Origin of the sequence: Nocardioides phosphati (assembly GCF_014646375.1) — a bacterium.
Classification (GTDB): Bacteria; Actinomycetota; Actinomycetes; order Propionibacteriales; family Nocardioidaceae; genus Nocardioides; species Nocardioides phosphati.
In genome coordinates, this window is record NZ_BMNI01000008.1 from 137468 (window position 1) to 159670 (window position 22203).

General features: G+C 67.2%; 19 protein-coding genes. 3 read left to right on the plus strand and 16 right to left on the minus strand.

Annotated features, from left to right (window positions below; genetic code table 11):
• Position 1: 1 nt before the first annotated feature.
• The 13 genes from IEX47_RS14580 to IEX47_RS14640 are packed head-to-tail and all read right to left on the minus strand — an operon-like array spanning position 2 to position 13455.
• Positions 2-1078, minus strand: a complete 1077-nt coding sequence (locus IEX47_RS14580; RefSeq protein ID WP_188784736.1) for a glycosyltransferase family 4 protein — start codon at positions 1076-1078, stop codon at positions 2-4.
• The gene (locus IEX47_RS14585; protein WP_188784737.1) at positions 1078-2202 is read right to left on the minus strand and encodes a glycosyltransferase family 4 protein; all 1125 of its coding nucleotides are present in this window, start codon (positions 2200-2202) and stop codon (positions 1078-1080) included. The genes IEX47_RS14580 and IEX47_RS14585 overlap by 1 nt, the downstream gene beginning before the upstream one ends.
• Entirely contained in the window at positions 2199-2810 is a 612-nt protein-coding gene (locus IEX47_RS18150) for an acyltransferase (protein ID WP_308423283.1), read from the minus strand. The genes IEX47_RS14585 and IEX47_RS18150 overlap by 4 nt, the downstream gene beginning before the upstream one ends.
• A 1-nt stretch (position 2811) precedes the next feature.
• Positions 2812-3345 (minus strand): DapH/DapD/GlmU-related protein, encoded by a 534-nt coding sequence (locus tag IEX47_RS14595; RefSeq protein WP_188784738.1) that lies wholly within the window; start codon positions 3343-3345, stop codon positions 2812-2814.
• Positions 3345-4619: a lipopolysaccharide biosynthesis protein gene (locus IEX47_RS14600; RefSeq protein WP_188784739.1), complete on the minus strand. Its 1275-nt coding sequence runs from the start codon at positions 4617-4619 to the stop codon at positions 3345-3347. The genes IEX47_RS14595 and IEX47_RS14600 overlap by 1 nt, the downstream gene beginning before the upstream one ends.
• 53 nt (positions 4620-4672) lie before the next feature.
• On the minus strand, positions 4673-5776 hold the full coding sequence (gene wecB, locus IEX47_RS14605; RefSeq protein ID WP_188784740.1) for a non-hydrolyzing UDP-N-acetylglucosamine 2-epimerase: 1104 nt from the start codon (positions 5774-5776) through the stop codon (positions 4673-4675).
• A 5-nt stretch (positions 5777-5781) separates the two neighbouring features.
• Positions 5782-6888 carry a polysaccharide biosynthesis C-terminal domain-containing protein gene (locus IEX47_RS14610; protein WP_188784741.1) on the minus strand — a complete coding sequence of 369 codons (1107 nt, stop codon included), beginning with the start codon at positions 6886-6888 and terminating at the stop codon, positions 5782-5784.
• Positions 6885-7502, minus strand: coding sequence for a hypothetical protein (locus tag IEX47_RS14615; RefSeq protein ID WP_188784742.1), 618 nt, complete (start codon positions 7500-7502; stop codon positions 6885-6887). The genes IEX47_RS14610 and IEX47_RS14615 overlap by 4 nt, the downstream gene beginning before the upstream one ends.
• Positions 7499-8740 (minus strand): glycosyltransferase family 4 protein, encoded by a 1242-nt coding sequence (locus IEX47_RS14620; protein WP_188784743.1) that lies wholly within the window; start codon positions 8738-8740, stop codon positions 7499-7501. The genes IEX47_RS14615 and IEX47_RS14620 overlap by 4 nt, the downstream gene beginning before the upstream one ends.
• Positions 8741-8742: 2 nt before the next feature.
• Positions 8743-9330, minus strand: coding sequence for a sugar transferase (locus IEX47_RS14625; protein ID WP_188784744.1), 588 nt, complete (start codon positions 9328-9330; stop codon positions 8743-8745).
• The gene (locus IEX47_RS14630; RefSeq protein WP_229662907.1) at positions 9327-10478 is read right to left on the minus strand and encodes a DegT/DnrJ/EryC1/StrS family aminotransferase; all 1152 of its coding nucleotides are present in this window, start codon (positions 10476-10478) and stop codon (positions 9327-9329) included. The genes IEX47_RS14625 and IEX47_RS14630 overlap by 4 nt, the downstream gene beginning before the upstream one ends.
• On the minus strand, positions 10475-11494 hold the full coding sequence (locus IEX47_RS14635) for a polysaccharide biosynthesis protein (protein WP_308423284.1): 1020 nt from the start codon (positions 11492-11494) through the stop codon (positions 10475-10477). The genes IEX47_RS14630 and IEX47_RS14635 overlap by 4 nt, the downstream gene beginning before the upstream one ends.
• Before the next feature lie 20 nt (positions 11495-11514).
• Positions 11515-13455 carry a polysaccharide biosynthesis protein gene (locus IEX47_RS14640; RefSeq protein WP_188784745.1) on the minus strand — a complete coding sequence of 647 codons (1941 nt, stop codon included), beginning with the start codon at positions 13453-13455 and terminating at the stop codon, positions 11515-11517.
• 53 nt (positions 13456-13508) lie between these two features.
• Between IEX47_RS14640 and IEX47_RS14645 the strand changes: the two genes are divergently transcribed.
• From IEX47_RS14645 to ppnP, 3 genes are all read left to right on the plus strand, one after another.
• The gene (locus IEX47_RS14645) at positions 13509-14978 is read left to right on the plus strand and encodes a tyrosine-protein kinase domain-containing protein (RefSeq protein ID WP_188784746.1); all 1470 of its coding nucleotides are present in this window, start codon (positions 13509-13511) and stop codon (positions 14976-14978) included.
• 2 nt (positions 14979-14980) lie between these two features.
• Positions 14981-15958 (plus strand): LCP family protein, encoded by a 978-nt coding sequence (locus IEX47_RS14650; protein WP_188784747.1) that lies wholly within the window; start codon positions 14981-14983, stop codon positions 15956-15958.
• Between the two features lie 293 nt (positions 15959-16251).
• On the plus strand, positions 16252-16563 hold the full coding sequence (ppnP, locus tag IEX47_RS14655) for a pyrimidine/purine nucleoside phosphorylase (RefSeq protein ID WP_188784748.1): 312 nt from the start codon (positions 16252-16254) through the stop codon (positions 16561-16563).
• 276 nt (positions 16564-16839) lie between these two features.
• On the opposite strand, the gene IEX47_RS14660 is transcribed toward ppnP, so the two are convergent.
• Genes IEX47_RS14660 through IEX47_RS14670 form a run of 3 tightly spaced genes read right to left on the minus strand, consistent with a single transcriptional unit; the run spans position 16840 to position 21012 of the window.
• On the minus strand, positions 16840-19089 hold the full coding sequence (locus tag IEX47_RS14660) for a transglutaminase-like domain-containing protein (protein WP_188784749.1): 2250 nt from the start codon (positions 19087-19089) through the stop codon (positions 16840-16842).
• Positions 19089-20426 carry a DUF58 domain-containing protein gene (locus IEX47_RS14665; protein WP_188784750.1) on the minus strand — a complete coding sequence of 446 codons (1338 nt, stop codon included), beginning with the start codon at positions 20424-20426 and terminating at the stop codon, positions 19089-19091. The genes IEX47_RS14660 and IEX47_RS14665 overlap by 1 nt, the downstream gene beginning before the upstream one ends.
• Before the next feature lie 4 nt (positions 20427-20430).
• Entirely contained in the window at positions 20431-21012 is a 582-nt protein-coding gene (locus tag IEX47_RS14670; RefSeq protein WP_188784751.1) for an AAA family ATPase, read from the minus strand.
• Positions 21013-22203 lie beyond the last annotated feature (1191 nt).

A 22203-nucleotide genomic window follows, 5' to 3' on the forward strand; every position in this document is an offset into this window, starting at 1 on the left:
GTCAGTCCCCCAGCATCTCGCGGTAGATCGCGTCCAATGTTTCGGTCATGCTTGCAATCGAGTAGTGATCCTCCACAACTTTGCGCGCCTCGCTCCCAAGAACCCTCCGCAGCTCGTGGTCCTCCACGAGCGCGACAATCGCCTGCGCGACAGAGAGTGATTCATCCGGCTCGACCAGAAGGCCGCCACCTCGCGACACCACTTCCACGTTTCCCCCGACACGCGATGCGATGACGGGAAGTCCCGCTGCCATGGCTTCGAGGAGCGCATTCGAAAGATTCTCGTGCAGGGACGGAAAGACGAAGACGTCACTGGCTTGTAGCAGCGTTGCCACGTCGTACCGACGTCCCAGGAAATCGACCCGGATGCCGGTTCCGGCATACGCCTGCTCGATAGTTGCCCGTTCAGGTCCGTCACCGACGACCAATAGTCGAACGCCGCCCGCGACCTCCGCTCCAACAAGCCGGAGCGATCCAGCAAGAGCTCGGTGGCCCTTCTCAAAGGTAAGTCGGCCAACACTGATCAGGATGGTTTCGTCACTGGCAATCCCAAGGGCAATGCGCGTGCTCTCGCGATCGCCCCCTCTCGAAGGGGACAACTCGACGCCATTCGTCATCGGCCCGACGAACTTCGCCTGATGGCGGCGGATGAAGTCCCGTTGCGCCGCTGAGTGGCAGACCGTGGTCACATGGCTTGCCATACGGAGGGTCGCTGGCTCTAGTAGGTCTCGCACAACGCGATGCCTTAGCCCGCCGACGTTCACCAGATCGCGAACGGAGCCATGGACGCTGACGAGAATCCTAGGAACACCTGCACGCCGGGCGGCCAACACCGCGTGAAATCCTTCGTTGCCGAGGCCTCGGGCATGAACGATGTCCGGCCTCACGTCACGCAGCATCGCGGTCCACGCACGCAGCCGGGAGCGGTCGATTCCGCCTGTTGCGGTCTCCTGATGCATGCGCACGAACTCGTACTCCGCGGCGAGGTCTGATGCAAGGACCCGTTCGAGCGCACCCACCGGCCCGCCGGATCCCGCGTCGCCGAATGAGTGCTGGACCACGATCGGCCGGTTCCGCATCATTCCTCCACAGCTCGGCGAACCAGCCCGTTGAGGGCATCCGCATAGGTTCGAAAGTCGAAATACTCCTCGGCTCGATGACGGGCCGCGGCCCGCATGCCGGCGCGGCACTCCTGCGAGAGCGCAAGCGCCTCTGCGAGCGCGTCGGCAAAGGCCTGCGCCGTAGGCTGTCCACAGACAAAACCCGTCCGACCGTCGGCCACAACCTCCCCAAGGTCCGACGTCAGGTTGCAGATCACCGGGGTACCCACAGCCATAGCCTCCGCTACCTTCGTGGGGAACCCCGCGTGCGCGTAGCGCTGATCACTGCGGAGCAGGGGGACAAAATCCGCGTTCGCAACACAGTCGATCGCATCCTGTCGGCTCACGTGTCCCAGAACCTGGATCCCCGTGCCCTGGGTCGAGATGCCGGCCGACGCGAGTGTCCGCTCGTCCGGACCGATGATCTGAAGGCGGATTAACTCATGATGAGGATCGACCAAGCGCAACCCAGCGACGATCTCGGCCAACAGGTCCTTCTTGCCGGGCATGCCGGCGTAAGCCAGTTTCAGCCGGCCGTCACCCGGTCGTTCGACGAACTGTGTGGCGGCAACATCCAGCGTCGGTGGCACCCGAATCACGTCGCACCCGCGGCTCGCGTAGTAGCGGGCCAAGAATGAACTGATTGCGATCACTCGTCCATAACGCGGATACGTCTGCCGCATCGCGCGCTCGTTCGCGAGAGCCCGCGGGCCAACACTACCTCCAGGGATGTGACTCCGGTCGTACCACTCGACTGAATCGAGGATAGCTGGGACGCGGTGCTGCCGCGCCCATCGCCGGAGAACCGCCGTGTGCATGGCATCACCGCCGTACGAGATCACTACGTCAGGAGGTGACAGCCGGGCGAGCCGTCGCGATAAACGATCGGCGCTGAGCCTCCCCACGAGGCCGCGCCGCCCATCTACTGCGAAGGAAAGTCCGCGCAGTCCCGCAGCAAGCTCGACGTCTGCTGATTGTCCATCGTGCCCAAGAATCGTCACGTCGTGGCCATGGACGCCAAGTGACCGCGCTATTCCGATGACACGTTGAAGTCCCGCAGAGGGTCGGACCACTGACATCTGACCGACGATCACAATCTTCATGCGTTGCCAGACCCGTCGATTCCCAAAATGGACTCGTGCTGAGCAATCTCGTCTTCAGAGAAGCGGGAGCGGAGGAACCGGGCCGGATTTCCTCCGACGATCGTGTAGGCAGGCACGGACTTTGTGACTACGGAGCCCGCAGCGATGACCGCCCCACGGCCGACAGATACGCCGCCCAGAATCGTCGCTCCCTGGCCAATCCACACGTCATCCTCGATGACCACTCCCAAATCGTCGCTCGCCCTCTTCTCCGATGGTCCGACCGAGTCCATGTAACGGCCCACAACATCAATGCGGTGATTGCCGCCGCGAACGACAACCTCCGGGCCAAACATCACATGGTTCCCGATCACGATCGAGCTGTTGGTCGCAAGCAAGGTTGGTCGCGCTCCCAGATTGACGAAGTCACCGAGGAAGATGGTGTCAAACGAGTAGGTGCCGCGCGGATCGAAACGGACGCTGGCGCCGCATGACGCGAACCGTCGGGCCCCGTCGGCCCCCTCGATCCCCTCGACGAGCCGTCGGATGAATCGGATGACTCGCGCAAGCGATCGAATAGGGACGAAGATCTGGCGCCATCCTGCGGGGCGGCCGTGCGAGACCAACACGTCAGGAATTTCCCGCGTCTGGGTAGCCGTAGATCCGCCGCAATTCACGGTCCTTTGCTTCGCCCACCAAGTGTCCGATTCCCAAGGACTTGGCCCGCATCTTTGCCAGATACTCGTCGACCGAGCAGATTAGGCGTGCCGGGTTGCCAGCCACAACGGAGTTATCCGGGACATCGCGAGTGACCACTGCATGCGCCCCCACCACGACACGGGATCCGATGGTCACGCCCGGCAAGACAAGGGTATTCACACCGAAGTACACGTCATCGCCGATTCTAATCGGCGCACTCCATTCGAGGTCCGGCTGCTCCTTACGCAGGATCATCGTTCCCCCGTCGTGGGTCACGAACTGGCAGCCAGCCGCCACAATGACGTTGTCGCCAAACGTGATCATCCACGGCTCCGACCCGAGGGTCGCGCGCGAGATTCCATAGAACCGGACCCGGCCATTCAAGTTCGCACCGAGCCTGCGTGCGAAGGCTTCAGGGTCCATGTTTGCCTGGACACGATCACGAACTCTTCCGAGAAGCCCCATTATCCAATCCTCACTTCCGCCCGCACGTCCCTCGCTAGGACGTGGCGACATCCAAAAACTGCAATCGGTCCGATCACCAATGCATGGACTCCCGCACCCACTAAAGCGATTGCCCAGAGACCGACGTGCACAGCGACGAAGTACTTCACCAGCACGGCCGCGATGAGTAGCACTGGCCACGCAAGCACTTGCGGCACGAGCATTCCCGCGGCGTTCTGCACCAGGAGGTACGGCGACGTCGCAGACACGACGGCCCACATCAATGTCAAAGCGAGCATGACCCGCCGGTCAGCATGGAAGCCCGCGCCGAGCAGAAACTCCAGAACAGGTCCACCCACCATGGCACCGAGAAGACCCGCGGCCGCAACCACGGCCACACTCAGGAGGGACATGCGTCGCGTCGTCCGCCTGACCCAGAGCACGTCACCTCGCTCAAGCGCCTCTGCGTTGGCAGGCCACATCGGCAGTACCGCCACCGACACGATGGCACCCAGTATGAGAAAGACCCGAACGGTCGCACTGAAACTCGCAAGCTCAGCATCACTGGAAGTGTGGGCGGCAATCGGAAGATCGACGTTCATCGCAACAGACGAGGTCGCCTGCACCAGGAGAAAAAGCCCACCGATTCGGAGCAGCTCGCGTGAGGCGGAGCCAAGCGGCCAGACCCAAACAGGCCGAAGCTCTGGCCTGAGTGCGAAAAAGCTGACACTCGCGGCGAGTGACGCGACAATCGGCCCGAGGCCAATGACGGCCACAGTAGGGAGGAAGCCCGCACCGAGGGCGATCATCACGGACGCCGCAGCAAGGGCGAACACCGGGCCCACCATCTGAAAGAGATGGCTGCGACCGACCTCCTGCGCTGCGTATTGGATCCGCTGGATGAGCCCCAGCGGCACGTTGATGAAGAGAAGGCCAAAACAGACCAGAACTGTCGCATTCACGTGACTCGCATGATCGGTACCGAATACCGGCGCCAAGGACACCAGATGCACCAACACGAGCAGCCCGGCGAGCAGCACCAAGGCCAAGAGCGACAAAGTCGAGTAGGCGACGCTGATGAGATGGCGCGACCCAGCCATGTCGGCCCTCGCAAGAGATGCCGACAACCGCGTCATCAAACCATTCCCCAGACCAAGGTCAGCCCAGAGAAACATGCTGGTCGTCGCGACAACCGTTGCCCACACGGCGTACTGCTCCGGCCCGAAATAGCGATAGGTCAAGGGGATCATGACGAGTGGCACGGCGAGCGAAAGGCCACGAGCAGCAGTCGACATGAGGACACCGTGCGCGAGGCGTCGCGTGCGTGCCCGATCGGCTTCGGCAGACATCACGTGGTTCGGATTCCGGCCCACTGGTGGTGTCGGGCGGCAGTGGAGAGGATGAACTTCACCGTGCGCTGCGAGGTGTTGACCACTTCATAGCCCGCGGGGACCGGGACCGGCTCCCATTTCATCGCGACCGCCGTTGCCGCGACAACATCGGCCGCCTCCAAGCCAGTCATGATGATCGCCCCCGCATCGAGTGCTTCGGGCCGCTCGATCGAGTCCCGCAGCGTGATCGCCGGGAACCCGAGGATCGACGACTCCTCTGAGATCGTTCCGGAGTCCGACAGCACGCACGCAGCGTCGACCTGGAGCTTGTTGTAGTCATGGAACCCGAACGGCTCCATCCAGCGGATGTCGGTTGCCCCGAGATCGGCACCGAGCGTTTCGAGTCGCTTCCGCGTACGCGGGTGCGTGGACACGATGACGGGATACTGCCACTTCTCGTAAACGGCAAGCAGGCAGTCGACGAGCTTCTGAAGGCGCGCCGGCGAGTCGACATTTTCCTCGCGGTGTGCGGAAACCAGAAAGTAACCCTGGGGCTCGAGCTCGAGGCGGTCTAGTACGTCGGATGCGTCAATCGACGCGCGCTGCGACTCGAGTACCTCGCGCATGGGCGAGCCCGTGATGATGATGCGGCGCGGGTGCAGCCCCTCGGCCAGCAGATTCCGGCGGGCGTGCTCGGTATATACGAGGTTGAAATCCGCGACGTGGTCGACGAGGCGACGGTTCGTCTCTTCAGGCACGTTCTCGTCGAAGCAGCGGTTGCCCGCCTCCATGTGATAGGTCGGGATCCTCATCCGCTTGGCCATGATCGTGGCGATGCAGGAGTTGGTGTCGCCGAGCACGAGCACGGCGTCCGGCTTCTCGGCGAGGATGACCTTCTCTGTCTCGATCAGCACCCCGCCGAGCACTGCGCCCAGCGACGAGGTGTCGACACCGAGGTAGTGATCAGGCGCCCGCAGGCCGAGGTCGTCGAAGAAGACCTGGTTGAGGTTGTGGTCGTAGTTCTGCCCGGTGTGGACGAGCACATGGTCAACGGTTGCGTCGAGGCGCTTGATCACGGCCGCGAGCCGGATGATCTCCGGGCGCGTGCCGACGATGGTCATGACTTTCACTGGGCGGCCTCCTGGACGACCTTCATGGGGTACTGGTCCGGATTCACCGGATCGAGCAGCTGATCCGCCCAGAAGGCGGTGATGACGTCCTCGTCGCCGACGTTGACGATGTTGTGGACCCACATCGTCGGCATGTCGAGGTGCGCGGGTTGGTCGCCACTGACGCGGAACGCCAGCACCTCGTCGTGGAACAGCCGGCGCAGCTTGATCTCGGCCTCACCCTTGAAGACGACAAAACGCTCGATCTTGCGCAGGTGGTAGTGCTCGCCGCGGGTCTGGCCCGGCTTCGTCGAGGAGACGTAGGCCTGACCCTGACCTCCGTGCGAACGGACGGTCTCGATGAGTTCGCCGCGGTTGTCCGCATGCACGGGCTTCATGATCGGGTATCCGTGCGGCCAGAGGGCCGCGCGGTAGGTGTTGAAGAGATCCAGCCGGAACTTCGACGACACGTCGGGGATGTCGCCAGTCATCGCGTACGTCGCGTGGAACTCGTTGAGCATGTCGAGCACCTCGGATATGCCGTGTGGTTCGCCCGCGGGCCGGATCGTGGCATCCTCGCGCACCTCGGCTGCAGAGAGCAGCACCTCTGCAGCGTCCTGCGCGTGCAGCAGCGGGATCTGCCGGTCACCGGTCACGGACGGCTGGCGTCCGTGTGCCACCTCGTGGGCGAAGGTCGCGATGAAGGAGTTGTACGCCGGACGTCCGTGCTCACCGAAGAGGTTCGGCAGCTCGACCGTTGCGAGCGTGCCGGGCAAGGCAGACAGGATCTCACCGGCCCGGGACTTGCCACGGCCGTAGGGCGTATCGAGGTCGACCATCACCGTGCTGGCGTAGACCACGTGGACGGGACGCTCGCCGAGCGCATCGGCCAGCGACTGCGCGAGGGCGATGTTGCCCTGCTCGATCTCCTCGTCAGTTTCTGCACGGTTGACCCCGGCAATGTGAATCACCGTGTGCACGTCCGCGAGCATTTTGGTGAGGCCGTCGGGGTCACCAAACTCCTCGCGTCCCAGAAGCACCGGTTCCTCACCTCGGGTGGCGAGAAGCCGGCAGGCAGTGTGCCAACCGAGGAACCCTCGGGCTCCGGTGATCGCGATCGTCACGAGTCATCATCCTTCGTCAGCTGTCCAGGCCATTGATAGCAGTTCATCTCCCGCCCCTCAGGCGTCGAGTAGTGGCCGACGAGTAGCCAGCCTGCCCGCTGATAGAAGCGATTCGCGCGCTCGTTCTGGTGTCGATCTGTCGTGAGATGTGCGCTCCGCACACCGAGCGCGGCGGAACCTTCCACGAACGCCCGCAAAAGCGATTGGCCAGTGCCTGCAGGCGCGGTCGGCTCAACGCAGATAGAGCTGAGCAGCGATCCCGTCATCCTCACGGGATAGTCGCCGCGGTAGGTCACGGCGCGAAGGACGCGGGGCAGGCGGCGTGGCTGACGGATCAGGAGCCCGATCGATGCGAGGCCGAATGCCCACCAGCGGCGGATGAGCATGCGCTTGAAGAATCCCTGCGGAGTGGTCGTGCCGACCACGACACCCTGTAGCGCCCCACCTGGGTCCACCGACACCGCAGTGATCGCGCCGTCAGCATCGACGAACGAGCGGTAGAACTCGCGCAGGAACCGCTCTCCGAGTTGCGAGAGGAAGAACGCCGGGAACGCGCGGCGGTGCAGCGACGCACACGCGTGGACGTCGCCTGCATCGAGTGGCCGGATCGTCATGGGCACCTCCCGGCGACCGCGTCCTCGAGGAGCGCCTCGACCCGAGACACACCCAGGGAATAGCTGAACTGCTTGTCGTAGACCCGCCGAAAAGCGGCGCCTCGTCTGATGACGTCGTCGCGACCCGCGTCGGCAACCTCACGCAGGACATTTGCGAGCGCGGCGACATCGCCAGGGGCGACCGTCCATCCGCCAGCCGCACGAACGACGTCCGCAGCGTCCCCCTCAAGGGTCCCGACGATGGCCCTGCCAGACGCGAGGATCGACTGGATCTTGCTCGGCATCGTGATCTTCGCCAGCGGGTGACTGTTCAGCCCGACGAAATGGACGTCAGAAGCAGCCATGAGGTGCCTCATCTCCGACCTGCCCAGACGGCCAAGGAAACGCAGGTTGGTTGCACCTTCGCCCTTGGCGAGCGTACGAAGGCCCTCCTCCTCCGTGCCCGACCCGGCGATGAGACAGGTCAGGGGGCTGTCCCTCACCTGCGCGACTGCGCGAACCAAGGAGCTGAGGTCCTGGGCGCTGCCGAGCGTGCCCGCGTACACGAGGAGGGTGTGATCGTCCGGCACCTCGAAACTCGAGCGGTCATCCGAGGGCTTGGAGAACTGGAACGCAGCTTCGTCAGCCCACATCGGAGCGTATGCAAGCTTCGACGTCGGTACTCCCCTGCGGGCGAGGACTTCACCGACGCCGGGTGAGATGTAGGCGACCTTGTCCGCCTTTCGGTACATCCGGTTGGTCCAGCGATCGAGCGAGGCGTGGATGAACCTGCCCGGTCCCGCACCGTCTGCGAAACCGCTCGCAAAGAGTGTGTCGGGCCAGAGATCGAGAGCGTGCACGACCGTGGGGGTGCCGTGCCGGCGGAGCTGCGCAAACATCGGCAGACCGATCGTCACCGGCGAGTAGTTGACCCACAACGCATCGACACCCCGCAGGGCACCGAGCCCCGAGGCATAGGCCGAGCCGGCGAAGCTTCCGTAGTTGGCCATGCGCTTCACTGTCGAGCCATCGTGGCTCGCGTAGACCGCGACCCGGCGAACATGCACCCCGTCGAGCACCTCGTCCATACGACGACTCTGCGTGTAGCCGTCTGCGATCTCTCCGGTGGGGTAGTTCGGAAAGCCGGTCACGACCCGTACCTCGTGGCCACGTGCGACAAGGCCCCGAGCCAGCGCCCCAGGAAGACTCGCAGGACCCGGCTCAGGGTCGTACCACTGCGTCAGCATGCCGATGCGCATCCTCAGCCACCCACCGTCGCCTTGACAGTCCCGAGCAAGATGCCGAGATCGCCCGTGATGGTCTGGTTGCGCACGTAGTCGACGTACAGCGCGAGCTTCTGCGGCATGACTTCCTCGAGGTACGCCCGCTCTGGGTCGTCGGCCTCGGCAAGGATCTCCTCCTCGCGGCGAAACGTGAGGGACGCGGGATCAGTGATTCCCGGTCGCACCGACAGGACCTCGCGGCGGATGTCCGCCGGCCAGTGAGCGACGTACTTCGGGACCTCGGGCCGCGGGCCGACGAGGCTCATCTCCCCTCGCAGGACATTGATGAGCTGCGGGAGCTCGTCGAGCTTCGTCGACCGTAGGACGGCGCCCACGAGGGTGATCCGAGGGTCACCACCCGCCGTGACCTCAATACCCGGCTCACCGAGTCGCATCGAGCGGAACTTGAGGATCTCGAATTCCTCACCCTCGCGGCCCACCCGGACCTGACGGAACAGGGCGCCACCGGGCGACGTGAGCGCGACAGCAAGTGCGAGCACCACCATGACCGGAGAGGCGACGACGAGGCCGACCCCCGCGATCACCACGTCGAGAACACGCTTCACGCCAGCGCCTCTCGCGTCGCGGCGATGACGCGCTCGACCTGCGCCTCATTCATCGACGAGAAGATCGGCAGGCTCACGACGCGATCGAATTCACGCGACGCAACCGGGAAGTCAGAAGCCACGTGACCAGCGCGGTCTCGCCACACAGGTTGGAAGTGCAGCGGGATGAAGTGCACGCTGGTGCCAATCTTCAGGCTGGATAGGTACGCGACGAACGCGTCACGAGCGGCTTCGTCGGCGAGCCGGATGATGAAGAGGTGCCACGCGTGGACGCCGGACTCCACAACGGGAGGCAGCTCGACGTCCAGATCTGCAAAAGCAGTGAGGTACCGCTCGGCGATCGCCTGCCGCTTGCCCCGCATCTCTTCCGCGCGCGAGAGCTGCACGAGGCCCATCGCCGCCGCGGGGTCCGGGAGGTTGTACTTGTACCCCGGCGCCACGACCTCGTAGCGCCAGGGCGAGGCGGTGGATCGGTACCGGTCAAAGGCGTCACGGCTGATGCCGTGAAGTCGCATGACGCGCGCACGCTGGGCGATCTCGGGGTCGCGGGTGACCAGCATGCCGCCCTCGCCCGTCGTCATGGTCTTCGTGGCATAGAAGCTGAAGACAGTCGCCTCCGACGTCCCCGCGCCGACCCGCTGATCGCCGTCGGCACACGGATAGGCGTGGGCCGCGTCCTCGACGACCTTGAGGAAGTGCCGATCCGCGAACGCTGCGAGGGCCTTCGCGTCGATCGGGTAGCCAGCGATGTGCACCGGCATGATCGCACGGGTGCGTTCTGTGACCTTTTCTGCCGCCGCGGCGAAGTCGATATTGAGAGTGTCGGCGCAGACATCGACGAGGATCGGCTCAGCGCCGAGGTAGCGCACGACCTCCGCCGTCGCGGTGAATGTCCAGGTCGGGACCAGAACCTCGTCACCCGGGCCGATACCGATGGCCTCGAGGGCGAGATGAAGCCCCGCCGTCGCGGAGTTCACCGCGACGGCCTCGATGCCCTCACCAAGCGAGGCGGCGAAACGCTCCTCAAACTCGCGGGCCTTCGGTCCGGTCGTCACCCAGCCGGACCGGATGGTCTCGGCAACGGCAGCGATCTCCTCCTCGCCGACGTCGGGCAGGGCGAACGGCAGCGGCGGCAGCTCGCCGGTCACGACCCGGCTACCAGTAGCTTCTGGAAAGCCGGGAGGGCCGCGAGCACCTGCTTCACACCGTCGACGTCGAGCTGCTCGGTGTTGTGGGAGTGGTAGTCCTCAGTCGCAGCCTCACGGACGTCACCCTCGTCGAAGAACTGGCCATAGTTGAGATCGCGGGCATCGACCGGGACGCGGTAGAAATCACCTTGGTCCTCGGCGCGCACAAGTTCCTCGCGACTCGCGAGAGTCTCGTACAGCTTCTCCCCGTGACGGGTGCCGATCACCTTTACGTCCGCCTCAACCCCGATCAGGTCAGCGACCGCCTCGGCAAGGGTCTGCACGGTACACGCTGGCGCCTTGCGCACGAAGAGATCGCCGGGGGTCGCGTTCTCAAAGGCATGCTCGACGAGGAGCACAGCCTCCTCCAGCGACATGAGGAAGCGCGTCATCTGAGGATCGGTCAAGGTCAGCGGCTTGCCGGCCCGGAGCTGTTCAACGAAGAGCGGGATGACCGAACCACGCGAACACATCACGTTGCCGTAGCGGACCGTCGAGACCACCGTCTTGGACTGCGGGTTGTTGCGCGCGAAGGCCTGCGCCGTCTTCTCCATCATCGCCTTCGAGATGCCCATGGCGTTGACGGGATAAACCGCCTTGTCCGTGCCCAGACAAACCACCGAGCCGACGTCGTTCATGTGAGCAGACTCGATGACGTTGGAGCTGCCCTGGACGTTGGTCTTCACCGCCTCCATCGGGAAGAACTCACACGACGGGACCTGCTTGAGCGCCGCGGCATGGAAGACCAGGTCGACGCCTCGCATCGCACGGTCCACGCTGTCGTAGTCACGGACGTCGCCAATGTGGAACTTGACCCGGTCGTCGCCAACGCGGTTGCGCATCTCGTGCTGCTTGAGCTCATCGCGACTGAGAATCCGGATCTCCCCCACCCCACCCTCGAGCAGACGAGTGACCATGGTGGAGCCGAACGAGCCAGTGCCGCCGGTCACGAGCACGACAGTGTCATTGGTAATCAACGGGGATCCTTCGTTTCAGGTCAGCGGCGGGTGGCAGGGCGGGGAACGTGCAAAGCATCTCCGACGGCGCACCAACCGGTCAGAGTTGCGCGGGCCTCATCGCGGCTAACGTAGGCCGGAATGTCCAGCACGACGCCATCGACCAGTGGCGGCACCGGCACGTGGCTGATCAGATCGTGGTGTGGGCGGTGGTCACCCTCGTCGTTGGCAATGAGGATCTCGTCCAGCTTCTCGCCGTCGCGCAGGCCGGTGTAGACGATCTCGATCTCCTTGCCGGATTTTTTGATCAGGGCGCGCGCGACGTCGTCGAGGCGGACGGGCTCGCCCATATCGAGGATGAGCGCCTCCCCGGCAGAGCCGATGGCACCCGCCTGGAGGACGAGCTGGCAAGCCTCGGCGATCGTCATGAAGTAGCGGGTGACGTCCTTGTCGGTAACGGTGAGTGGCCCACCGGCGGCGATCTGCGCGGCCCACGCCGTGAGGACGGAGCCGCGACTGCCGAGCACGTTGCCGAACCGCACCGAGAGATAGATGCCGTCCGACCGCCGGGCGTAGCCGGCCGTGATTCGCTCGGCGACGCGCTTGGAGAGGCCGAGGATCGAGGTCGGGTCGGCTGCCTTGTCGGTAGAGATGTTGACGAAGCGCTCGACCCCGACCCGGCGAGCCGCCTCCAGGGTGTTGAGCGTGCCGAGCACGTTGGTCTTGAAGCCCTCGAGCGGATACTGCTCGAGCATCGGGAGGTGCTTGAGCGCGGCCGCGTGGAAGACCACCTCCGGTCGGCGCTCGTCGAAGATCCGGTTGAGCGCAGCGGCATCCCGGATGTCGGCGAGGATCACCTCGTCGGTGTGCAGCAGTCCGTGACCCGACAGGGAGAGCTGCACGCCGTGCAGGGCAGACTCGTCGCGGTCGAGCATCATCAGCTCGGCCGGCTCCCACCGAGCGATCTGGCGGCAGAGTTCGGAGCCGATGGACCCGCCGGCCCCGGTGACCAGCACCCGCTTGCCTGCGATGATGTGGGCGATCTCGGCAACGTCGGTCTCGATCGGCTTGCGCCCCAGGATGTCGGCCATGTTGATGTCACGCACGTCGCGGATGTCGACGCGGGAGCCAAACATCTCGGCCACCGATGGCAGCACCATGACCGTCGCGCCGGCAGCGGTTGCCGCTGCGTCGACCCGCTGGAGGAACTCGTGGTCGATCTGCCGCATGGCGACGATGACCTTCTCCGCGGCCTCGCGGCGGACCACACCCTCGAGCTCTGTGGTGCGCCCCTTGACCGCCACGCCCTCGATGCGGCGGTGCCGCTTCCACGGGTCGTCATCGACCATCGCGACGGGGATGTAGGGCGCACCCGGGGTCGAGCGGATGGAGCGGACCAGGGCCTCGCCGGCGCCGCCAGCACCGACGATGACCGCACGGACCGCGCTGTCGGCTCCGGGGGCGTAACCCAGGCGGATCGCCAGCCGGCGCCAGGCTGCGCGCGCCCAGAGCGCGAGCACGAGCGCCACACAGGTGGCGGCGATCGGGACGGTGCGACCCACTTGGATGTCGGGCCCGAAGACGTTGACAACCTCAGCGGCGAGCAGGGCTACCAGCGCCGCCATGCAGACGGCGAGCGTCTCGTCCACCGAGCCGACCGCCACTCGACCTGCGTAGGTCTTGAGAACAAACCCCACCGCGACAAAGAACGCGACGCTGATGCCTGCCAGCCCGAAGACCCAACCCCATGGAACGTCGGATGCAGCTGCGTCGTAGCGCAGCAGCGACATGGCGGCATAGGCACCGACAAGCGCAACGACATCGAAGCCGAGCAGGATCGCGACGCGGAACCTGCGCAGGCTGAAGATGAGCGCGCTGCCGCGCCCCTCCGAATAGTTGCTCTCCCCCATAATGTTCGCGAGTGTAGCGAAGATCGGCCTTCTGCCGCATTCGCATCGGACAAAACCACCCGGTCGGGCCATGTGGCCTACGCTTCCGGGGACCGCCCGGTCATGGGGGAAAGTAGAGGACAACCGTGGAGCTACGCGATTACCTGCACGTCTTCCGTCGCCGCTGGCGCTGGGTCGCCTTCGGCCTGATCGTCTGCATCGCGCTGGCGGAGGCGTTCGTGCTGCGCGCGACCCCGCAGTACCAGTCGCAGACCCAGATCTTCATCTCCACGTCCTCGAGCGACACGACAGCGGCCAACCAGGGCGCCATCTTCTCGATGCAGCGCGTCGCCTCCTATGCCGACCTGGCTAAGGGACGCGACCTGGCCGACAACGTCGTCGATGACCTCGGCCTCGACCTGACGCCGGCCGAGCTGGCAAGCAAGGTGACGGCCCAGGCGGTGCCCGAGACCGTGCTCCTGCAGATCACCGTGACCGACCCCGACCCGGAGCTCGCGCGCGACATCGCGGCGTCGTACGCCGACGAGCTGGCCGACCTGGTCGCCGAGCTCGAGACACCGCCGGGCAAGGACAAGCCGGTCCTCAAGGCGACCACCGTCGAGTCGGCCAATGTGCCGACAGCGCCGGTCTCCCCCAACGCCCTCCGCACCCTGCTCATGGGCGCCGTCCTCGGCCTGATGCTCGGCTTCGGCCTGGCCGCGCTCCGCGAACTGCTCGACACCAGCCTCAAGACCGCCGATGACATCGAGGCGATCACCCCGGCGCCGATCCTGGGCTGGATCCAGAACGACGCGATCGTGGCCAAGGAGCCGCTCATCAGCACGATGAGTCCCCACCACCCCCGCGTCGAATCCTTCCGTGTGCTGCGCACCAACCTGCAGTTCGTCGACGTCGACGCGCAGAGCAAGGCATTCGTCATCTCCTCCGCCGTACCCGGCGAAGGCAAGTCCTCGACCGCGAACAACATCGCGATCACCCTCGCCATGGCCGGTGTCCGGGTCCTCCTCGTCGATGGCGACCTGCGCCGACCGCGCGCCAGCGCGATCCTCGGCGTGGATGAAGCGGTCGGCCTCACGACCGTCCTCGTCGGGCAGCTCACCGCAGCCGACGTGATCCAGGAGCACCCGACCGGTCTGCACGTGATGGCCTCCGGCGCCGTGCCGCCCAACCCGGCCGAGCTGCTGCAGAGCCAGGCGATGACCGACTTGATCGCGACGCTGCGCACGTCGTACGACGTGGTCATCTTCGATGCCTCGCCACTCCTGCCGGTCACGGATGCAGCACTCCTGGCCTCCAAGACCGACGGAGCCATCCTCGTCGTCCGCCACGGCAAGACCAGCCGCGAGCAGGTCCGTGGTGCGTGCGAGCGCCTGACCCAGATCGACGCGGCTCCGCTCGGTGTCGTCTTCAACCGCGTGCCCCAGAAGGGCAGCGGCGAAGGCTACGGATACGGGTACGGCTACGGGTACGGCTACGCCCCCGTTGCGCCTGAGACGCCCGAGGGCGGCAAGCGCAAGGGCAGCAAGCCGTCGAAGGTCAAGGCCGGCAAGGGCGCCCCCGTCGACGGCCCTGTCGACGCCTCCGCTGAGCGCTGACGATGTCCTTCCTCCGCCGGCACAAGGCCCTCTCGGTCCTGGGAGGGTTGCTGGCGACCCTGCTGCTGGTGACTGCGGGCTGGGTGGTCTACCTCGACCGTCAGGTCGCGGGCATCGACCGCTTCGGCGCCGGCATCGACCGGCCCAACCGTCCCGTGCGTGCCGAGGGCGAGGCGCTCAACATCCTGCTCATCGGCGCTGACGACGGCCACGGCGCCGACGTGCGCGACATGCTCGCCAGCGGCCAATGGACCCCCGGTGTCATGCGAAGCGACACGATGATGGTCTGGCACCTCTCGGCCGACCGGAAGACCAGCCAGCTGGTCTCCTTCCCCCGTGACTCGTGGGTGCCGATCCCCGGTCACGACACCCAGAAGCTCAACGCCGCGTTCTCCTTCGGCGGACCGGCGCTCCTGGCGGAGACGCTCGAGGAGAACTTCGACGTCTTCATCGACCACGTCGCGATCGTCGACTTCGAGGGCTTCAAGGCCGTCACCAACGCCCTCGGCGGCGTCACCGTGACCGTGGACGGCGTGGAGCAGACGGTCAAGGGCAACGAGGCGCTCGACTACGTGCGGGCCCGCAAGACCCTGCCTGGCGGTGACTTCGACCGGATCCGTCGCCAGCAGAACTTCCTGCGCGCGATCGTCGCCAAGCTGAAGTCCAACGGCACGCTGCTCAACCCGATCAAGCTGACCCGCCTGGTGCGCAACCTCAGTGACCTCGTCGCCGTCGACGACAACCTCACCTCCGGCGTGATCCGCGACCTCGCCATCGACATCGCGCGCTCCCGCGGCGGCCAGGTCCAGTACGTCACCGCGCCGCACGACGGCACGGCGATGGTGGGTGCCGCGAGCACCGTCTCCCTCGACATCGCACAGACCACCGCGCTCTTCGACGCGATCGAGAGCGACGACTTCGCGGCGTACAAGGCGGAGTACGGCGTCGACGCCCTCCCGGCGCCCGGCGACGTCAACTGACCCTGTCCTCCGATCGGTCAGACTTTCGTCCACCCGGAGTCGGGTGATCGGACGACGCCTGTCGACCACCCGCGCTCAGGGGTACCCGAGGGGCCCGGGCAACGGACCTGACTGGTCCAGACAGGCGGTTCGGAGATAGCGCTGCTTCCCTGCCAGCGTTGACCACATGCGTCACAAGCTCCTCAAGCGCCTCCACCTCTGGCGCGGACACCAGGTCTCCAAGGCATCCCGCTCCGCCCGCGTCAGCTGCTCCTGTGGCGCCGGCTGGCTCCGCTGACCGTAGGATCTGCGCCGTGACCCAGTTCGACAACGTCTCCGTGACCAAGCAGGCCAACGTCTACTTCGACGGCAAGTGCGTCTCCCACAGCATCGAGCTGGCGGATGGCACCAAGAAGTCCGTCGGCGTCATCCTGCCCTCCCAGCTCGTCTTCACGACCGGCTCTCCCGAGACGATGGAGCTCGTCGCCGGCGCCTGCCGCGTCCGCCTGGCCGGCTCGCAGGAGTGGACCGACTACACCGGCGGCCAGTCCTTCGACGTCCCGGGCGACTCGTCGTTCGACATCGAGACGACCGAGACGCTGCACTACGTCTGCCACTTCGGCTGACAGCCACCGACAGACGCCGACCCGCGCGACCGCAGCGCACGGACGGTGCTGCGCCGGATCGAGCGGCGTCTGGCCCAGACGGGCTGAGGTCTCGAAAGTCTCGACCACCGGGCGCGCCCGCAGGCGAGGTCGGAATTCGCCGGTCCCGGCAGAAAGGGACCCCTCGGGCAGCCCGACAACGTCGGAATCCGACGGCGCCGGCGAAATCGGCGCGGCGCGTACCCCGCACACGCAGACCGGCTCCCCGCCCGGAGGCATCGAGCCGGTCTGACATCGTCAGGAGCGCGACGGCGGGCGGAAGCTGGCCAGGTTGAGCGCCACCTTCCACCGGGCCAGCCGGCTGAGCGGCTCGACCATCTTCGCCCGCTGCGCGTCGACCTGACGCCACAGCTCCTCGGCCTGCTCCTCCGTCGGGTCCACCCGACCGAAGACACCGGCGTCGGCGCCACGGGCGACCGCACCCAGGCCCTCGACCGGGATCCCGGCCGCCTGCTCACGGCGGGTCGCCCGGCCGCTGACCGCGTGACCGTGGTCGCGGGCGTGGTCGAGCAGGTCACGCCACGCACCGGCGACCCGGGCCGCGGCCGGGCCCGTCGTACGGCGGATGCGGCTGCGGCGCTTCTTGAGGAACAGGATCAGGCCGGCGATCGCGGCGAGCATGAGCAGCGGCAGCACGACCCACTTGAGCAGCCACCAGACGAAGCCCGGGATCTCGAAGCCCGAGTCGCGGTGCTGGTCGAGGCGGTCGAGGCTGTCCTCGACCGGGTCACCGGCACTCGACGGCGGCCGCACCGGCGCCGGCGGCGGGACGACCTTGCCCGCGACGAGCTTCTTCTGCTGCGGGGTCTCCTGCTCGGGCGGGGTGTCGCCCATGAACTCGTCGGTGTCGAGCACGCGCCACGTGCCGTCGCCGGCGCGGAGCTCCACCCAGGCGTGCACGTCCTTGCCCTTGATGACGCCGCCGGCCGGGACCTTGGCACCCATCGCGACGCGGGCCGGGACCCCCGCCTGGTTGGCGAGGATCGCCATCATCGCGGCGTACTGCTCGTCGTTGCCGGCCATCTGCTGGTCAGCGGCGACGAACTGGCTCAGCCGCAGCAGCGAGTGGCCCGGACGGAACTGCTCGGCGCCCTCACCGCCGTCGGTGTACTTGCCCGAGGACTTCATCTCGGCAGCGATCGCGAGGACCTGCTGGAGCGGCGTGGACGCGTTCTGGCCCGCGAACTGGGTGGCCAGCTCCTGGAAGCGGCTGGCCGCCTCGATGCCGGGCAGGGCGCCCAGCCAGGTGGTCCCCTTCTTGTCGAGCTCGTCGTCGGCGAGGACGGCCCGGAAGGTGTAGGTGTCCCCCGGGTTGATGCCGCCCGGAACGACGCCGGTGTTGGTCGCCAGGTTGTAGCGGAAGGCGTCGGTCTGGTCCTCCAGGCCCTTCCCGAGCGTGATGCCGGTCAGGGCACCCGCCTCGGGGAGCCACACGCCCTTGTAGCCCTCCTCGACCTTGACGGTCGCGGTGACCTCCTTGCCCCGGGCCGGGTTCTTGATGACCGAGCCGACCTTCTGGAAGGTGTCGCGGTTGCCGGACTCGGTGCCGGAGTCGTTGGCGGCGCCGAAGACGATGCCGTTGTAGCTGTCCATGCCGGCGAAGCGGACCCGCGTCCCCTCGGGGAGGCCCTTGACCGCGAGCAGCGGCTTCTCCTTGAGCTGGTACTGCGGAGGGCCCTGGTAGCCCTCGGTGTACTTGCGGAACGACGCGAGCGGCGAGGGGTACTGGCCGACGTCGAACGGCGGCTCGACCCAGGTGCGGAGCACGGTGCGCTCCTCCCCCGTGCCCGGCAGGCGCGGGCCGATGGCGAGGGCGCCGCCGGCAGCCACCGCGCAGAGGACGGCGCCCAGCACCAGACGGCTCGTACTGCGGCTGCCGATGGTCACCGTCATGGACTGCCAGCGGGCGCGGACGACGACCCACGCGACGCCGAGGACGGCGACCACGAGGCCGATGACGGCCAGGTGGGTCGCGTCCTGCACGCCGAGCAGGATCACCGCGGCGAGCAGGGCGAGGGCCCCGACGAGCGGGATCCAGGCCGAGCGGAGCCGGCGCGCGAGCGTCATCGTGCCGGCGCCGGCAACCAGGCCCAGGAGGTACGGCAGGGCGAGCAGCGGTCCGCCGTCGACCGGCGGGAGCGTGGTGAGCAGCTCCTTCCAGCCGTGCACGGACTTGTCGGCGAGGTCGACCAGCGTGTCCGGCAGCGGCAGGGCCGAAGCGGCGCTCTCCGGACCGGCGACAGCGCCGCCGAGCAGGAAGAAGGCCACCACGACGAAGAGCGCGAGGACCACGACGGGCTGGCCGAGCTCCACCGCCAGGTGGGCGAGCAGCGCACCGAGCACGAGGCCGAGCAGGCCGGCCACGAGGAACATCGAGCCGTGGAAGGTGTCCTGGAAGCCGATCATGGCGGCCGTGCCGAGGGCGAGCACGAAGAGCAGGTCGACGAGCGCGCGCCCGGTCGGGACGATCGAGGCTGGGCGCTTCATCACAGACCCCACTTCAGCAGGCCGGGGAGCTCGGAGAGTGCACCGAGCGTGAGCAGGGGCAGGTCGGCGACCGACTTCAGCGACGCCGACGCGGTCGGGTCGATGATCATCGCGATCTTGCCGACCTCGATCGGGAAGTGCGCACCCGCCCGCTGCAGCGTCGTGAACGGTGCATGCGGACCCGTGACGAGGCAGACCAGGCTGGTGTCGGGCGCGAGCCGTGCGCCGCGGCCTGCCACGTCGATGATCCGCTTCCCGGCCAGCTCGGCACGCGAGCACGCGTCGAGCGCGGAGCGGCCGGTGCCGCGGGTCATCGCGTGCTCGCCGCAGAGGAAGGTCGCGTCGAAGCCGTCCATGATCGCGCGGACCAGCAGGGAGGCCGCCGCACTGATCGCCAGCTCGAAGTCCTCCGGGTCGCGGTACGACGCCGGGTCGCTGTCGACCACGATGTTGAGGTGCGAGCGCCGGGTGTCGAGGAACTGCCGGACCAGCAGCTGACCGTGGCGCGCCGAGGAGCGCCAGTGGATGTGGCGCAGGTCGTCGCCGGGGGTGTACTCCCGCAGCGCGTGGAAGGCGAGGTCGCTCTGGGAGACGTTCTCCGAGACGTTGCCCTCGAGGTCGCGGATCAGGCCGGCTCCGAGCGGCTCCAGCGGCGTGATGACCGGGTGCACGAAGATCTCGTGGACGTCGGACCAGGTCACCTCGCGGCGGAAGAGGCCGAGCGGGTCCCCACGACCCGTGGTGACCGGACCGACCTCGATGACGCCGCGGCGTTCGGTGGGGACGACGAAGAGCTCGGAGTGGGAGTTGCCCGGGCGCAGCGCGGGCAGGTCGAAGGCGACGCCGCCGCGGCCGACTGGGAGCTCCAGGCGCACCGGCAGGAGCGGGGTCTTCGCCTTGTTCTTCACCTCGACCTCGCCGGTGACCGGGTCGCCGACGGTGACCCGCGGCGGCTCCGTCGTCATCCGGACCTCGAGGTTGGTGTGGCCGATCATGAAGAGGGCCGCCAGCACCAGGAGCGTGAGGACGCCGGCGGCGACGACCGCCATCTCCCTCCAGCCCCCGAACGCCGCGGCGAGCCACGCCACGACGCAGACCACCAGCAGCGCACGCGCAGCCGGGGTGAACGTCGCCCACGCGGGTGCCACGCGCTTGCGCACGGGCTCGCTCAGCTCACCGGCCCGCTCGCGCCCCTTCTGGAGCGCCGGGCTGACCTTCTGGAGCACCGGGCCTGCCTTCCTCAACGACGAGCGCATCGCGTCCGTCGCGCCGCGCGCGGCACCGGCCGCCCGGCGTTCACCGGACGGCGCCGCGCGCCTCCCCTTCGTCCGTGCCATGGGTTCAGGCGACCCGCTCGCTGGGCGGGGTGACGTCGTCGAGGAGCTGGCTGATGACCTGCTCGACGGTCACGCCGTTGAACTGGGCCTCGGCGTCGAGAAGCAGGCGGTGGCAGAGCACCGGGACAGCGAGGTCCTTGATGTCGTCGGGGATCAGGTGGTCGCGCCCGTCGGCCAGCGCCCACACCTTCGCCGTACGGACGTAGGCAAGGCAGCCGCGGACCGAGAGGCCGAGCTTGACGTGCGGGTGGCGGCGCGACTCCTCGGCGAGCTGCGAGACGTAGCGGACGATCGCCGCGTCGACGTGGACCTTGTCGCCGAGCTCGGCCATCTGCGCCACGGTCGCCGAGGTGATGATCGGCTCGACCAGCGTCGCGCGGTCGCGGACCGAGGCGTTGAGCAGCAGGTCGACGGTGTTGGCCTCGTCGGGGTAGCCCACCGAGGTCTTCATCAGGAAGCGGTCGAGCTGCGCCTCGGGCAGGCGGTAGGTGCCGGCCTGCTCGATGGGGTTCTGCGTGGCGATGACCATGAACGGCTTGCCCGCGTCATGGGTGGTGCCGTCGACGGTGACCCGGCCCTCCTCCATGACCTCGAGGAGGGCGGACAGACGAGCTGCGCGCCGTCCTTGATGTCGAAGGTGTTGACCGCAGCCTTGTCGTCGCCGCACGCCGTGACGAGCGTGCCCTTGTCGCCACTCCCCCACGCCGCGAAGGCGCAGCCGTTGGCCATCTCGACGGGAGCGGCGATCGACGACTGGGCGCCGACCTTGGCGACCTCGCGCTTGCCGCCACCGTCGACCGCGACGGCGATCAGCGCGTCGGGCGTCGCCACCAGGACGTCGTCGGACGCCGGACCGGACTGCTGCAGGACCGAGCCCGCGCCGAAGTTGCCGAGCGCCTCGGAGGGCGTCAGGACGTTGCCCTTGTCGTCACGCACCACCGGCGTCGCGCCGACGACGGTCATCGCGGCGAGATCGCCCTCGCGGTCCGGCGACAGGTCGTCGGTCTCGGGCTTCTCGAACGTCTCGGCAGCGCGGCGCAGGGTGACGACCTTGCCCTCGTCGCCCGACGCGGCGTACAGGGTGCCGTCGACGCCGGCGGCGCCCACCGCGCCACCGCCCACCGTGGCGAGGGGCTTGGCGTCCTTCGTGACGCCGGTGAGCGTCGTGGTGCCGCTGTCCGGGTCGACCGTCGTGGCCCACACCTTGCCCGTGGAGGGGTCCAGCGCACCGAGGCTGCCCCCGCCGAAGAGGGTGGCTGAGCCGGCCGCCGTGACGGCCTGCTCGGGGAGGCCGGCCGACATCGCGGCGTCGATGGGCAGCAGTGAGTTGGACGCGCGGTTGACCGAGACGACGGCAGAGCCGTCCTGCAGCACGTCGAGGTTGGGGTTCGCGCTGAACGCGGCGCCGTCGAAGACGCGCCCGTCGATCTGCGCGACCGGGACGTTCTGCCGGCCGACCGCACCCATGGCCTGGTTGGTCACCCAGACGCCACCGTCGTTGAGCTCGGCCTTGTGCACGGGATAGCCGTCGGCGTTGACCGCGTAGGCGACGAGCACGCCGGACACGACCGCGAGCGCCGACCACGATGCGATCGTGACGCGGTGCCGCCGCACAAAGCCCTGCCTGGCTACCCCATCAGCCACGGTCTATCCCCCTTGTTCACTGCAAACTTCCGGGCCAACCTAACCTCAACCGGTCAAGTCCCTAGGCGTGGTGTACGAAACGAATCCTCCGTCGGGCGTGTCGCTAGGCGCTGATGGCGACCTCCTCGGTGAT